The organism is Amycolatopsis albidoflavus (assembly GCF_039525725.1).
In the GTDB taxonomy this organism is placed as follows: Bacteria; Actinomycetota; Actinomycetes; order Mycobacteriales; family Pseudonocardiaceae; genus Amycolatopsis; species Amycolatopsis albidoflava.
On sequence record NZ_BAAAHV010000002.1, the window covers coordinates 38,867 to 52,116 of the forward strand.

Annotated in this window: 17 protein-coding genes; 10 read left to right on the forward strand and 7 right to left on the reverse strand. The window is 69.9% G+C overall.

The genetic code is table 11. The features are described 5' to 3' along the window. Positions 1-4: 4 nt before the first annotated feature. Positions 5-589, reverse strand: coding sequence for a DUF3558 family protein (locus ABD156_RS00230; RefSeq protein ID WP_344264322.1), 585 nt, complete (start codon positions 587-589; stop codon positions 5-7). Between the two features lie 360 nt (positions 590-949). Here ABD156_RS00230 and ABD156_RS00235 point away from each other — a divergent pair, with 360 nt between their 5' ends. The 5 genes from ABD156_RS00235 to ABD156_RS00255 all read left to right on the forward strand — a co-directional run bounded on the left by ABD156_RS00235 (position 950) and on the right by ABD156_RS00255 (position 5,711). Further along, positions 950-1,663: a DinB family protein gene (locus ABD156_RS00235; protein ID WP_344264325.1), complete on the forward strand. Its 714-nt coding sequence runs from the start codon at positions 950-952 to the stop codon at positions 1,661-1,663. Between the two features lie 95 nt (positions 1,664-1,758). After that, positions 1,759-1,953: a hypothetical protein gene (locus ABD156_RS00240; protein ID WP_344264328.1), complete on the forward strand. Its 195-nt coding sequence runs from the start codon at positions 1,759-1,761 to the stop codon at positions 1,951-1,953. A gap of 63 nt (positions 1,954-2,016) precedes the next feature. Then, entirely contained in the window at positions 2,017-2,769 is a 753-nt protein-coding gene (locus ABD156_RS00245; protein ID WP_344264331.1) for a hypothetical protein, read from the forward strand. Further along, complete coding sequence (locus ABD156_RS00250) at positions 2,754-3,245, forward strand: nuclear transport factor 2 family protein (protein ID WP_344264334.1); 492 nt, start codon at positions 2,754-2,756, stop codon at positions 3,243-3,245. Before ABD156_RS00245 ends, ABD156_RS00250 begins: the two co-directional genes overlap by 16 nt. 84 nt (positions 3,246-3,329) lie before the next feature. Next, positions 3,330-5,711: an HAD-IC family P-type ATPase gene (locus tag ABD156_RS00255; RefSeq protein WP_344264337.1), complete on the forward strand. Its 2,382-nt coding sequence runs from the start codon at positions 3,330-3,332 to the stop codon at positions 5,709-5,711. A gap of 58 nt (positions 5,712-5,769) precedes the next feature. Here the strand turns inward: ABD156_RS00255 and ABD156_RS00260 are convergent, their stop codons facing one another. Then, positions 5,770-5,991, reverse strand: a complete 222-nt coding sequence (locus ABD156_RS00260) for a DUF1918 domain-containing protein (protein ID WP_344264340.1) — start codon at positions 5,989-5,991, stop codon at positions 5,770-5,772. Between the two features lie 90 nt (positions 5,992-6,081). On the opposite strand from ABD156_RS00260, the gene ABD156_RS00265 reads away from it, so the two are divergent. Continuing rightward, the gene (locus tag ABD156_RS00265) at positions 6,082-6,270 is read left to right on the forward strand and encodes a hypothetical protein (RefSeq protein ID WP_344264343.1); all 189 of its coding nucleotides are present in this window, start codon (positions 6,082-6,084) and stop codon (positions 6,268-6,270) included. Here the strand turns inward: ABD156_RS00265 and ABD156_RS00270 are convergent. After that, the gene (locus ABD156_RS00270) at positions 6,255-6,794 is read right to left on the reverse strand and encodes a MarR family winged helix-turn-helix transcriptional regulator (protein WP_344264346.1); all 540 of its coding nucleotides are present in this window, start codon (positions 6,792-6,794) and stop codon (positions 6,255-6,257) included. The genes ABD156_RS00265 and ABD156_RS00270 overlap by 16 nt on opposite strands. Positions 6,795-6,910: 116 nt before the next feature. On the opposite strand from ABD156_RS00270, the gene ABD156_RS00275 reads away from it, so the two are divergent. From ABD156_RS00275 to ABD156_RS00290, 4 genes are read left to right on the forward strand one after another with little or no spacing between them, the layout of a single operon-like run. Next, positions 6,911-7,834, forward strand: a complete 924-nt coding sequence (locus tag ABD156_RS00275; RefSeq protein ID WP_344264349.1) for an ABC transporter substrate-binding protein — start codon at positions 6,911-6,913, stop codon at positions 7,832-7,834. Positions 7,835-7,865: 31 nt separating this feature from the next. Continuing rightward, positions 7,866-8,834, forward strand: a complete 969-nt coding sequence (locus ABD156_RS00280) for an aldo/keto reductase (protein ID WP_344264352.1) — start codon at positions 7,866-7,868, stop codon at positions 8,832-8,834. 58 nt (positions 8,835-8,892) lie between these two features. After that, positions 8,893-9,786, forward strand: a complete 894-nt coding sequence (locus tag ABD156_RS00285; protein WP_344264355.1) for an amino acid ABC transporter permease — start codon at positions 8,893-8,895, stop codon at positions 9,784-9,786. Further along, positions 9,783-10,550 (forward strand): amino acid ABC transporter ATP-binding protein, encoded by a 768-nt coding sequence (locus ABD156_RS00290; protein WP_344264359.1) that lies wholly within the window; start codon positions 9,783-9,785, stop codon positions 10,548-10,550. The genes ABD156_RS00285 and ABD156_RS00290 overlap by 4 nt, the downstream gene beginning before the upstream one ends. Before the next feature lie 28 nt (positions 10,551-10,578). Here ABD156_RS00290 and ABD156_RS00295 read toward each other — a convergent pair whose 3' ends face one another. The 4 genes from ABD156_RS00295 to ABD156_RS00310 form a co-directional block, all read right to left on the reverse strand. Beyond that, on the reverse strand, positions 10,579-11,310 hold the full coding sequence (locus ABD156_RS00295; protein ID WP_344264362.1) for an alpha/beta fold hydrolase: 732 nt from the start codon (positions 11,308-11,310) through the stop codon (positions 10,579-10,581). Continuing rightward, positions 11,307-11,732, reverse strand: a complete 426-nt coding sequence (locus ABD156_RS00300) for a nuclear transport factor 2 family protein (protein WP_344264365.1) — start codon at positions 11,730-11,732, stop codon at positions 11,307-11,309. The genes ABD156_RS00295 and ABD156_RS00300 overlap by 4 nt, the downstream gene beginning before the upstream one ends. A 67-nt stretch (positions 11,733-11,799) precedes the next feature. Next, positions 11,800-12,792 carry an AraC family transcriptional regulator gene (locus tag ABD156_RS00305; protein WP_344264368.1) on the reverse strand — a complete coding sequence of 331 codons (993 nt, stop codon included), beginning with the start codon at positions 12,790-12,792 and terminating at the stop codon, positions 11,800-11,802. Between the two features lie 30 nt (positions 12,793-12,822). Then, positions 12,823-13,176 carry a hypothetical protein gene (locus tag ABD156_RS00310; RefSeq protein ID WP_344264371.1) on the reverse strand — a complete coding sequence of 118 codons (354 nt, stop codon included), beginning with the start codon at positions 13,174-13,176 and terminating at the stop codon, positions 12,823-12,825. Positions 13,177-13,250: the final 74 nt, after the last annotated feature.

The following is a 13,250-nucleotide window of genomic DNA, read 5'->3' on the forward strand; positions in this document are numbered from 1 at the left end:
TCGGTCAGGGCGCTCGGTTGGCTTGGTAGGCGATCATGATTCCGGCGAAACGGTCGGCCTCGTAACAAGGATCGGCGTACGCGTCCAGCTTAGGATCGGTCGCCGTGACGGTGACGTTGAGAAGCGTGTCGGCGGCGACGCCGGTTTCGACAGTGCAGTGGCCGTCGCGGCTGTCCCGGTGAACGCCGGGGTAGCTGTGGACGAGGACCGGAGCGAAGCCCGGAACCGCGGACCGGCGGTGGTACAGCGCTTCCAGCCCGCCTGAGGTGGTGTCGACGGAGGCGACGTACGTCAGGGCCTTCGTGTCGCGGGGGATCCATGTGCAGGCGGTTTCCCCGGCGGCTGGAGTGGCCGTTCCCTGGTTGCTGACGAAGAACATGGCCAATTGGTGCGAGGTCATCAGATCGCAGGGTTTGGTCGTGAATTGCGTGAGATCAAGCGGGGCGTCGGGCAGTGGCGGCGATAGCCGCGGCGGAGGCGGCGGCGCGGACGAGCAACCTGCGACGCCAAGGACGAGCGCGAGCAGCAGGGCAGCCCGGCGACTGCCGTCCGGAGGCACAATTTTGTTCGGCGCCACGGAATTGAGCATAGCGGTATTTCGGCGCTCTCGGTTTTCGGCTGAATGGCAGCGAAAGACCGTTTTGTGCGGCTGAATGCCGAAATCTCTCAGTGCGGTTTTCTCAGTAGTGGGCCTTGGGGAGGTCCGTGAAGGACGTCTGCGGGAGCGGCGTGGCGAGGGCCGGCCGCACGCCGCATGCCATCGCGCAGCCCTGCGGGGAGGGCCCGGCTGGCCAGGCGGTGCTTCGCATCCCTGGCAAGCCACCGCTGCAACGAACCCGCCACACACCGCACCACGGAGAAAACCTCACTGCGGTTTCGCGGCCCGGCGAGCAGCCAGAGCAAGCCGGGGAGCCCGGTTTTGTCGGTGCTCGGACCTACGATGCGGAGCATGACGCGATATGTCGACGAAGACCTGCACGACGCGGAGTTCCGCGAGTGCGATTTGACCGGGGCGCGCCTGATCGGCGTCGTCCTGCAGGACGCCGTGATCGACGGGCTCGTCTCCAACCTCGTGGTGAACGGGGTCGAGGTCAGCGAGTACGTCGAGGCGGAGCTGGACCGGCGGCATCCGGTGCGGGTGCTGCTCCGCTCCGAGGACCCGGCCGATCTGCGCGAAGCAGCGCGGCAGCTCCGGGCTGCCTGGGACGCCACGGTCGAGCGCCTCCGGCGTGCGCCCGGCATCGAGCGCCGCGGCGTGAACGACGAGTGGTCGGCGGTGCAGACGATGCGCCACCTGGTCTTCGTTCACGATTCGTGGTTCCGCCGTTGCTGTCTTGGCTCGGCGGAGCAGTTCACGCCGATGGGCATCGGGCCGGAGGTCGAGCCGTACCGGGACGCGCACGGGCTGGACCGCTCGCTCGATCCGCCCCTGGACGAGATCGTGCGCGTGCGCGACGCGCAGTCCGCCGAGCTTGAGGCCTGGCTCGACGAGGTCACCGCCGCGCAGCTCGCGGCGCCGGCACCGGTGCCCGAGGACGATGTCTGGCCGCCGTACGCGCGGGGCCGCTCGGTGCGGCAGTGCCTGCGCACGGTGCTCAACGAAACCTTCGAGCACCACGGGTTCTGCGTCCGCGACCTCGACCTGATCGAAGCTCAGGAGTAGAGCCGGATCTCAATTGTGCCGGAACCGCCTCAGCGGACCTGCGATCGAGATCCGCGCGGGGAACACTGGTGAAGGAGAGCGTTCGGGAGGTTGCCATGCGGAGGAACTACTGGACCTACAGTGCCGGGCTGCTCGTCGCGTGGGCGCTGGTCTTCCTGCTCGTCGGCCTGCTCCGCGGCGGGCACGAGGTGCAGGTCGTGCTGCCGGTGTTCGGCGGCTTCTGCATCGGCTGGGTGAGCACCACTATCGCGCGGTACGTGTACCCGCCGCCGAAGCAGTGGCTGAGCTGAACCCGTCCCGGTCGCCGAGACGATCGCCGCCGCGGCGGTGCCGTTGTTCGTACGCTCGGCGCGGTGTTCTCCGAACGAGCGTTCTTCTCTTTCGTCGCATTGGCCGACCCTGCGCGGAAACGCGAGTACAACGAGTGGCATCAGCTCGACCACCTGCCGGAGAACCTGCGCCTCCCCGGCGTCGCGCACGGCGATCGCTGGTCCTGGACCGGCGACGGCGCCGCGAGCCCGGAGCTGGCGGGTGTCGACTACGTCGCGATGTACTGGTTCCGCCCGCCGTACGAGCACAGCGTGGCCGAGTGGCGCAAGCTCGGCGAAGACTCGTTCCAATGGGGGCGCGGGCCGCTGATCCCGGGCGTGCGGCGGCCGTTGCTGGGGTTCTTCACGCCGGTGCTCGGCTACGTCGCGCCGCGCGTGCGGCTGTCCGCGGACGCGTTGCCGTTCCGGCCGAACCGCGGCCTGCACGTCACGGTCACCGAACTGGCCGAACCGCACAGCGGCGAAGCGCACGCGCAATTCGCCTGGCAGGACCGGACGCGCATCCTCGACCTGCTGACCTGCCCGGGCGTCGCCGGAGCCTGGACGTTCTCGTTTCTCGGCAGGCAGCAGCATTCGACGCTGAAGATCGGCTCCGACGGAGAACGCGAGCCGGGTTCGCTGCGGGTCCGGCTGCTGTACCTGGACGAGGACCCGGTGGAAGTGAGCCGCGAAATGGCCGAGCGAGAGCGCCGCTGGGAGCCCGCACCGCATCCCGAGGCCGAGCGGGTGCTGCTGTCCGGACCGGTTCGCACGATCGTCCCGTGGCAGGACTGGTGATCCCCGTCGAGGAGTGGGCCGCGCTGCACGATCTCGTGCACCGTTACGCCGCCCGCGTCGACGAGCGCGATTTCGCCGGAGTCGCCCGGTTGTTCGGCGAACCCGGCGACCCTGGCGAACCCGGTGTGCTCGTGCTGCCAGATCCGCCTCGCGAGTTCGGCCCGGTCCACGAGCATCGCGGTCCCGAAGCCGTCGCAGCGGCCCTGTCAGTGCTGGACGAGGTGCCGCTGACCGCGCACGGCATCACCGGTGCCGTCTTCGACCCCGGCGACGACCCCGCGACCGCCCGCGGACGGATCACCTGCGTCGCCCACCACGTCACCCGGCGCGACGGAAGATTCGCCGACGCGGTGTGGCATCTGCGCTACCTCGACCGCTACGCGAAGATCGGCGGCGAATGGCGGTTCGCGCGCCGCGAGGTGCACCTCGATCTGATCGGCACGAGGGAGGTCCGCGCGTCCCGCCTCGGCCGGTGACCTGCGCCGCGTCACCCGAACGGGCGGACCCGTCCGGGGCGGCGGCGCGACGGGTTTGCCCGGAAACTGCGTAAAGTCGAGTCCATGCCAGGGGACGACGGCCTGCTCACGCAGGACAGCACGCGCGGGCTCACCGCGGCCGAGGTGGCCGAGCGGGTCGCCGCGGGACGGACCAACGACGTGCCCTCGCGCACGAGCCGCAGCGCGTGGGAGATCGTCCGGTCGAACGTCTTCACCCGGATCAACGCGATCTTCGCGGTGCTCGCGGTCATCATCTTCTCCACCGGTTTCCTGCTGGACGGGCTGTTCGCCGGGGTGATCGTGGCGAACAGCGTCGTCGGCATCGTGCAGGAGCTGCGGGCCAAGCGGACGCTGGACCGGCTCGCGATCGTCGGGCAGGTGCGCCCGCGCGTGCGCCGCGACGGGACGAGCAGCGAGCTGGCCCCGGAAGAGGTCGTCGCGGACGACGTGATCGAGATCGGCGCGGGCGACCAGGTGGTGGTCGACGGCGAGGTGCTGTCCGCGGACGCGCTCGAGGTCGACGAATCGCTGCTCACCGGCGAATCGGACCCGGTGGTGAAACGCGCGGGCGACCCGATCATGTCCGGCAGTTTCGTGGTGGCCGGGAACGGCGCGTACCGGGCGACGAAGGTCGGCTCGGAGGCGTACGCGGCCAAGCTGGCCGAGGAGGCCGGCCGGTTCACGCTGGTCGATTCGGAGCTGCGGAACGGGATCAACAAGATCCTGAAGGTCATCACGTACCTGCTGATCCCGGCCGGCGCGCTGTCGATCTACAACGCGCTTTCCGGTTCGCAGGAGCTGCCCGCCGCGCTGCGCGGGATGGTCGCGGCGCTCGTCCCGATGGTCCCGGAGGGGCTGATCCTGCTGACGTCGGTGGCGTTCGCGGTGGGCGTGATCCGGCTGGGCCGCAGGCAATGCCTGGTCAACGAGCTGCCCGCGATCGAGGGGCTGGCCCGCGTGGACGTCGTGTGCGCGGACAAGACCGGCACGCTCACCGAGAACACGATGCGGCTGTCGGAGCTGCGGCGGCTGCACGAGGCGGGCGAGGCTCCGGAGACGGTGCTGGCCGCGCTCGCCGCCGCCGACCCGCGGCCGAACGCCAGCCTGGTCGCGATCGCCGAGGGCTGCCCGGCCGCGCCGGACTGGACGCCGACCGCCGTGGTGCCGTTCTCGTCGGCGCGGAAATGGAGCGGCGCGGCGTTCGGCGAGCACGGCGACTGGGTGCTCGGCGCGCCGGACGTGCTGCTGCCCGCCGAATCGGAGGAGCGCGCGGAAGCCGAACGGATCGGCGCGCAGGGCCTGCGGGTGCTGCTGCTCGGCCGCGCGGCGAACGCCGTCGACGCGCCCGACGGGCCAGGCGAGGTCACGCCGGTCGCGCTGGCCGTGCTGGAGCAGAAAATCCGCGGCGACGCCCGCGAGACGCTGGACTACTTCGCCGCCCAAGGCGTTGCGGTGAAACTGATTTCGGGCGACAACGCGGTGTCGGTCGGCGGCGTGGCCCGCGCGCTGGCGCTGCCCGGCGGCGAGGCCCCGGTGGACGCGCGGACGCTGTCCGAGGATCCCGGCAAACTGGCTGAGGAGCTGGAAGGCACCGCGGTGTTCGGCCGCGCGACGCCCGCGCAGAAGCGGTCGATGGTGGCGGCGCTGCAGGCTCGCGGACACACGGTCGCGATGACCGGCGACGGCGTCAACGACGTCCTCGCGCTGAAGGACGCCGACGTCGGCGTCGCGATGGGCGCGGGCAGCCCGGCGACCCGGTCGGTCGCGCAGATCGTGTTGCTGGACAACGCTTTCGCGACCCTGCCGTACGTCGTCGGCGAAGGCCGCCGGGTGATCGGCAACATCGAACGCGTCGCGAACCTGTTCCTCACCAAGACGGTGTACTCGGTGCTGCTGGCGCTGATCGTCGGCGTGCCCGGGCTGATCGGCCTCGACTCGATGCCGTACCCGTTCCTGCCCCGGCACGTGACGATCGTCGGCTGGTTCACCATCGGCCTGCCCGCGTTCGTGCTGTCGCTGGCTCCCAACAACGACCGCGCGCGCGGCGGATTCGTCGGCCGCGTGCTGCGGATGGCCATCCCGGCCGGGGTGGTGATCGGGGCCGCGTCGTTCGTCTCGTACCTCCTGGTCCATCCCGGCAATGCGACCACCGATGCCGCGCAGGTCCAGGCGAGCACCACGGCGCTGATGACGTTGATGGCACTCGCATTGTGGGTGCTGGCGGTCGTCGCGCGGCCCTACACCTGGTGGAAAGCCGCGCTGGTGGCGACGATGGCGGTGGTCTCGGCGCTGATGTTCCTGCTGCCGTGGACGCGCGATACTTTCGAACTCGACCCGAGCAACACGACGTACACGCTGACCGCGGTGTGCTGCGCCGCGGCGGGAGTGGTGCTGATCGAGATCGGGCGATGGATCGGGAACCGGATCGGGCATGACGGTCCGTGAGGGGAACCCTGAGGGACTCTGAGTCCCTCAGGGTTCCCCTCACGGACCACTGGCGGCGCTATCGCCGGGCGCGTGCGTCCTGGGCGGCCAGCTCGGCGTCGGTCAGGACGATCGCGTCCGGCCCCGGGAAGACGGTCGACTCGTGGTCCGCGCCGAGCCAGCGGACGGTGAACGGCGGGCCGCCGTCCGGTGACCCCACGGCCACGATGCGGCCCCGGTGCTCCGGCACGTCCACGTGGATTCCCTTCACGACCAGCCAATCTCCGCGCTGTGCGTGCATGGTTCCTCCTCTGACGGGTGACGACGCCCGGAGCGATACCTCGCCGCGCACGGCGCGAAACCTCGAAGTAGTCCGATCAGGGGTAAGCAAGTGACTTTTCGTGTTCCGTTCGGCGTGACCACGGCGTTCGCGCGGCGGCATCGGACGCCTCCGCTGGCGGCGGTCCCGCACGACGTCGTCCGCGAGCATCTGAGCGAACCGGCGGCGTGGCTAATCGCGCACCACGCCCCGGCGAAACGCATTCCGGCCGCGACGGATGCTGCTCACGCCCGCCGCTGAACGTCCTGAGTCTGCATCAGCTTCGTCAGCAACCCCACCAACTGACCCCGCTCCTCAGCCGTCAACGTCGCCGCCCAATGCTGTTCCCCCGCGTTGTACGCCGCGAAGCACCGGGCGAACGTCTCCTGCCCCTCCGGAGTCAGCTGCAGCAGCACCGTCCGCCGGTCCTCCTGCGACGGTTCCTTCCCGACCAACCCGTTCGCGGCCAGGTTCTCCACCGCCGCCGACACCGCCGCCCGGCTCATCCCCGACAGCGCCGCCACTCTGCGCAGCTCCAGCGGGCCAGCCGCCGACAGCACCAGCAGCAGCCGCAAACCGGTGCTGCTCAGCTGAGCTGATTCGTTCAGCTTGATCTCGCCGAGCCGGGCATGCAGGTCGTAGGACAGCAGGTCGGTGGCCCGGTGCAGGGTCATCACCAGCCGCATCGCGTCCGGGTCGACCTCGGGCAGGGTTTCGCTCACCGAGCGGACCGCGTGGTCGACAAAGGTCCAGTAATCCGGTTCGGCGGCTTCGGGCTCCCTCACGCCTCTCGATCATGCCAGGTTCCACGAGATTGTCAAAGGTTGAACGTCAAAGCCTTGACAATGTTCCGGACCGGCTTCTAGCGTTCCCGGCGTCCGAGAGAGCAATGGAGGTCTCGATGCGACACCGAACCCGAGGGCGCGTTGCCGCCGCCGTGTGTGCGGCGCTCGTGGTGGTGAGCGGTTGTGCCGCTCCGCGGGAGCCCGCGCCGGAAGGCGCGCAGAAGAAAGGGGCCGGGGCGGAGGCGGCGGTCCAGGTCGACGCAGGGCTCAGTGCGCTCGTGCCGCAGCGGTACCGGGACAAGAAAACGATCACCGTCGCGACCAGTGCGAGCGTTCCGCCGCTCGCGTTTGTCAATAGCGGCAACAACAACGAGATCACCGGCGTGGTCGTCGACCTGACGAAGGCGTGGACGAAACTGCTCGGCCTGGACGTGCAGGTGGTGCGCACCGAGGGCGGCAACGTCATGCCGGGTGTCCTTTCCGGACGGTTCGACGCCGTGATGTCGGTGGGGGACTTCAAATCCCGGCAGCCCACGATGGATTTCGTCGACTTCCTGCGCGGCGGCACCGCGCTGATGGTCCGTTCCGGGAATCCGCACGGCGTCAAAGGGATCGACGATCTGTGCGGCCGTTCGCTGGCCATCGGGCGCGGGTCGATCGAGGAGACCGACGCGCAGCGGGTCAGCAAGGAATGCGTCGGCAACGGCAAGCCCGCGGTGAACATCAACGCGTTCGCCGACGGGCAGGCGATGGTGCTGGCCCTGCAGAGCGACCGCGTCGAGACCGCGTGGAACGACATCGCGCCGGCGAACTACCTGATCAAGCAGAATCCCGGCCAGTTCGAGCTGACCGGCGACGGCGTGCACTGGCTCGCGCCGTACGCGGCCGGGTTCCGCAAGGACGACACGCAGTTGCGCGACGCCGCGCAGCGTGCGCTGCAGAAGCTCGTCGAGGACGGCACCTACCGCAAGATCCTCGACGAATGGGGGCAGGGCTCGATCGCCGTCGACCGGGTCGTGGTCAACGGTTCCCAGTTCTGAGCCGCCCGGTCCAACGAAGAAGGAGAAACACATGGACTACCGTCGCATCGGCCGCGAAGGGCCCACCGTTTCCGCGCTGTCGCTCGGGTCGTGGAACACCTACAGCCGGATGACGTTCGAGGCGGGCGTCGCGCTCGTCCGGCGCGCGTTCGACCTCGGCATCGATTTCCTCGACGTCGCTTACTACCGCGACAAACCGCACACCGAGGTGCTGCTCGGCCGGATCCTCGACGTCGTCGGGAAACCTCGCGAGGACTACGCGATCGCCGAAAAGGTCTGGTATTTCGACTATCCGCGGCAGCCGCTCGCCGAACAGCTCGACGAATCGCTGGTCCGGCTCGGCACCGATTACGTCGACGTCATCATCACCGAGCACCCGCGGCCCGGGATGGACGTCGCGGCGATCACCGAGGAACTCGCCGGTCTGGTCACCAGCGGCCGTGCCCGCAGCTGGGGCGCGCTGAACTGGTCGGCCGCCGACCTCCGCACCGCTTACGACCACGCCGCGGCGCAAGGAATTCCGACCCCGCAGCTGGTCCAGCTCAAGTACAGTGTCGCGCGCAGGTCCGTTGTGGACAGTGCGGAGTACCAGAAGCTGTTCGCCGACACGGGAATCTCGCTGCACGCCTCCGACACCATGGAGGGCGGAATCCTCGCCGGAAAGCTCGACCCCGAACGCAAGATCGGCATCGACACCGGCGGCATCCGCGAGCGCATCAAGGCACTCGTGCCTCGCTTGACGGAGATCGCGGCCTCGTTCGACGCGAGCCCGTCGCAGCTCGCGCTCGCGTTCTGCCTGGCGCAGCCCGCGACGGCGTCGGTGCTATTCGGTTCCACCCGGATCGCGCAGATCGAGGACAACGTCCGCGCGGTCGAATTGGCCGGCGCGCGCGGCGCGGAGATCGTGGCCGCGCTGGCCGGTCTCGGCGTGGCGGGGCACGAGAACGACGCGCCCTATCCGCACACCGAACGGACGCTCGGCGAGTTCGTCACCGTCTGACCCCCGCGGCGGCCGTCCCCGCGACGGCCGCCGTCCGGGCCGCTCTGAAGGAGCCCTGATGCCGACCTCCACCTCCACCCGCGCGCCCGTCGAGGCTCCGGCGAGCGTCCGGTTCGCCCGGCGACGGCAGCCGGCGCGCTGGCTCACCGCGGGCGCCGCGCTCGTGCTGGCCGCGATGTTCGCGCACTTCCTGATCACCAACCCGCGCTGGGACTGGCGTCTCGTCGGCGGGTACCTGTTCTCGGCCGACATCCTGCGCGGCCTGCTGAACACCGTGCTGCTGACCTTGATCAGCAGCGCGGCCGGGCTCGTGGCGGGCGTGGTCGTCGCGCTGATGCGGCTGTCCGACGACCCGGTCCTGCGCTGGGTCGCGACCGCCTACATCTGGTTCATCCGCGCCATCCCGGCGCTGGTGCTGCTCTTGCTGATCTTCTTCCTCGGCGCGCTGCTGCCGAAGCTGTCGCTCGGCGTCCCGTTCGGCCCGGAGTTCCTCAGCGTGCCGACGAACCGGCTGATCTCGCAGTTCTCCGCCGCGGTCGTCGGGCTCGCGCTGGTGCTCGGCGCGTACAGCGCGGAGATCTTCCGCGCCGGGATCCTGTCCGTGCCCGCCGGGCAGCTGGAAGCCGCGACCGCGCTCGCGATGACGCGGCGGCAGCGATTGCGCAGAGTCGTTCTGCCGCAGGCGATCCGCGTGATCATCCCGCCGCTGAGCAACGAGCTCGTGACCATGTTCAAGAACACCTCGCTGGTGTCGGTGGTCGGCTACACCGAACTGCTCACCACCGTGCAGCTCATCTACGGCCGCACCTACCAGACCATTCCGCTGCTGCTGGTCGCCTGCCTGTGGTACCTCGTGCTGACCAGCCTCGCGATGATCGGCCAGCGCTGCCTCGAACGCCGTTTCGGCCGCGGGTTCGCCGCGGGCCGCCCGGGAAAGGAGTACTCGCGATGACGTTCCTGCGGCTGTCCGGCGTGCGCAAGAGCTTCGGCCCGCTCGAAGTGCTGCGGGGCGTGGACCTCGACGTCGGCCGGGGCGAGGTGGTGTGCCTGATCGGACCGTCCGGTTCGGGCAAGAGCACCCTGCTGCGCTGTGTCAATCATCTGGAAACGGTGGACGGCGGCGAGATCCGGCTCGAAGACGAGCTGATCGGCTACACGCGCAAAGGCGACACGTACTACCCGCTCGGCGACCGTGCGGCGGCCCGGCAGCGGCGTCGGTTCGGGATGGTGTTCCAGGGCTTCCATCTGTTCCAGCACCTCACTGTGCTGGAAAACGTCGTCGAAGCGCCCACTCGGGTACTGCGCCGGTCCAGGGGCGAGTGCACTGAGCAGGCGCACGAGCTGCTCGCGTCGGTCGGGCTGGCCGAGAAGCACGCGGCGTATCCGCGCGAGTTGTCCGGCGGACAGCAGCAGCGGGTCGCGATCGCGCGGGCGCTGGCGATGGAGCCGGACGTGATGCTGTTCGACGAGCCGACGTCGGCGCTCGACCCGGAACTGGTCGGCGAGGTCCTCGGCGTGATGCGGCGGCTCGCGCAGCGGACGATGACGATGATCGTGGTGACGCACGAGATCGGCTTCGCGCGGCAGGTTTCGGACCGGGTCGCGGTGATGGACGGCGGGACGATCGTGGAGCTGGGCACGCCGTCGGAGGTGCTGGGCGCGCCGAAACACCGGACGACACAAGTGTTCGTGCGGTCGCTGGGGGAGCGGACCTGAGGGAGGGCCGGACCGGCCCTCCCTCGCCCTAACCGTCTAAATGAGCCACGAACTCGTCGTTGAACCGCTGCCCGATCCGCTGCACCGCGTGCGGACTGCCGGGGAACAGAACCCGCTTGGCGGACAACCCTTCCGCCAGCGCGTCGGCGACATCCTCGAACCCCGGAGTCCCGCCGCCAGTCACCACCAGCTTCGGGAACGGCGTGCGGGCCAGCGCCTCCACCGGCACATCCGTCTCCCACGGCCGTTCCGTCATCAGGTTGCGGGCAGCCTCTGCCATCGGCGGCGGAAGCGGCGACGGCAGATCGACGTTCAGCACCCGGAGAAACCCAGCCACGAACGTCGCGGGATCGCTGTCCGCGTTGGCAGCCCAGTAGTCGCGGAGGGCTGTGGCGAGCTGGTCGGCGGCGGGACGGCCGGAGCCGTTCGGCAGGGCGGGCGGCTCGACCACGGTGAGCGACCAGACCTTGTCCGGTGCGAGAGCGGCGGCCCGCATGGCGACCACGCCGCCCATCGAGGTGCCGAGCAAATGCGCGCCGTCGCCGAGGAGTTCGGCTACGTCGGCGGCGTCGCGGTCCGGGTCGATCCGGGCGGCCGGCGGGCTGGGCTGGTATCCCCGGCGGTACGGGGCGATGATCCGGAATCGGTCCGCGAGCGCTTTCTGCTCGCCGACAGCGGCGGCGGCCGAGCTCAGGCTGCCGTGCACCATGACGATCGGCGGGCCGGATTCTCCCCACCGTTCGGCGGCCAGGTCCGTCATCGGGCGGCCGCCTCGGCGCGGGCGAAGACGCCGCGGTCGATGTCCAGGCGGCGGGATTCGAAGCGCCAGCCGTCGGCGGTGCGGACTGCGACGTCCTGGTAGACGCCGGTCGCGATGATGAAGGGCGGCGCTTCTACCTGAAGTTTGGTGACCAGGCAGGTGACGGTCGCGCGGTCGGCGTCGCCGGTGACGACGTAGTTCGTCAGGAGGTGGCGGGCACCGTCCTCTTTGCCCGCGGCGATGTGTCCCTTGATGAACTCGGTCCGTTCGGTGCGGCCGGTGAAGGTGCCGTAGGTGGAAATGAACTGTCCATCCGGGACCCAGGCATCGACCCAGCCGTCGACGTCGTGGTTGTCGAGGGCGCGCATTTGTGTGTTCGAAAGCTCGACGATCGCGAGCTTGTCCTCAAGGGATAGTGGCATGACGGCGGTCTCCTCAGGCGGTGCGGAGTTGCGATGCGCAGAGTCTGCGCAGCCCGCCGTCCCGGGACTATCGCCTGCGCGAACCGCCGTCATCGGTTTTGCGCAGCACCGCGGACGGCGATTCGCCGAACCGGCGCTTGAACTGGGCGGCGAAATCGCCGAGGTGCACGAAGCCGCAAGCGGTTGCGGTCGCCGTGACCGTGGTGCTGGCCGGATCCGCTGCGGCCAGCAGCGCGCGGGCTCGGTCGAGACGCTGTTCGCGGAGCCATTCGCTGAGGGTGCGGCCGGTTTCGCGGCGGAAGCCGAGTTGCAGGCTGCGCAGCGACACCCCGGAATGCCGGGCCACCGCCGCCATCGAGAACGACTCCGGCAGGTGTGCCAGCAGGTAGTCCATCGCGCGCCGGACCCGCGCTGACGACGGCGGTTTCGCTTCGGCGGCAAGAGCTTCGCTGAGACTGTTCGGATGGCCGAGCAGCAACGTCTCGGCCAGCAGCGCTTCGAGGTGCCCGGTCCGTGCGCCACCGCCGGACAGATGGATCGCGGCCTCGACCAGTGCCAGCACGCCGGGTGAGACGGCGTTCGCTCGAAGATCGAACTGCACCGCGATCGTGCCGGGCACCCCGGCGAGCAGCGCGGCGGTCCGCTCGACCAGCGGCCGGTCGAGGCGCAGCACGACCTGGTCGAACTCGCCGTCGAGGTCCAGCCGGAACGCGCGGTACGGGCTCACGACCGACGCCGCTCCCGGCCGCAGCACCGCGTTGGTCGCACCGTAGGCGAACCGCGCCCGGCCGCCCACCGGCAGCGAAAGCAGGAACTCGTCCTGTTCGGGAGCCAGTTCCGAGATGCTCACGGCCGCGCCGTACCGCAGCCGGTTCAGCGAGACCGAACCGGCGGCGAGGTGGTCGAGCCGCGCGGAAAGCCGGCGCTCGCGGACCCGCAGCGTGTGCGGGCGCAGGGCGGAACTGCACGCGCCGACGACCTCGTCCACGTCGTCGTCGGCGTGCACCATCCGTTCCCCGCGCTCCCGCACGAGCGAGGCGATCCCGGCCAAGCGGCTCATCGGGGGAGCGTACGTCGGCTGCGGCTGTGGTCAAGAGCGCCGGTACCACACGACGGCACAACCGCTCGCCCGCCCGGCTTGTTCGATCGCGTTCTGGTCAAGATCTTGCCCGTCCGCAGTCGCTTCCGGCAGCCAGGCCGCGCAGTACTCATGCCCGTACCGCTCCAGGAACCCGACCACCTCCCGCGTGGTCACCGCCGGAAACCCAAGCCGCGGCCGGAGTTTCGCCAGCCGCCGAGCCGGGCGCAGCCCGTGCGCGGACAGCACCTGCGCGGCTGCTTCCGCGACGGCGATGTCGCATTCGGACAACACGAGCAAACCCAGCCGGACTCCGGCGGGACGGAACCGTTCGGCGAAAAACCGGGACGCGGGATCGGCTGCCATGCCCGGTACCGTACGCGGTTAATAGACATCGCAGTAGGCTGTCATGTAGATTACCGCGCTACCCGGGCAGCGCG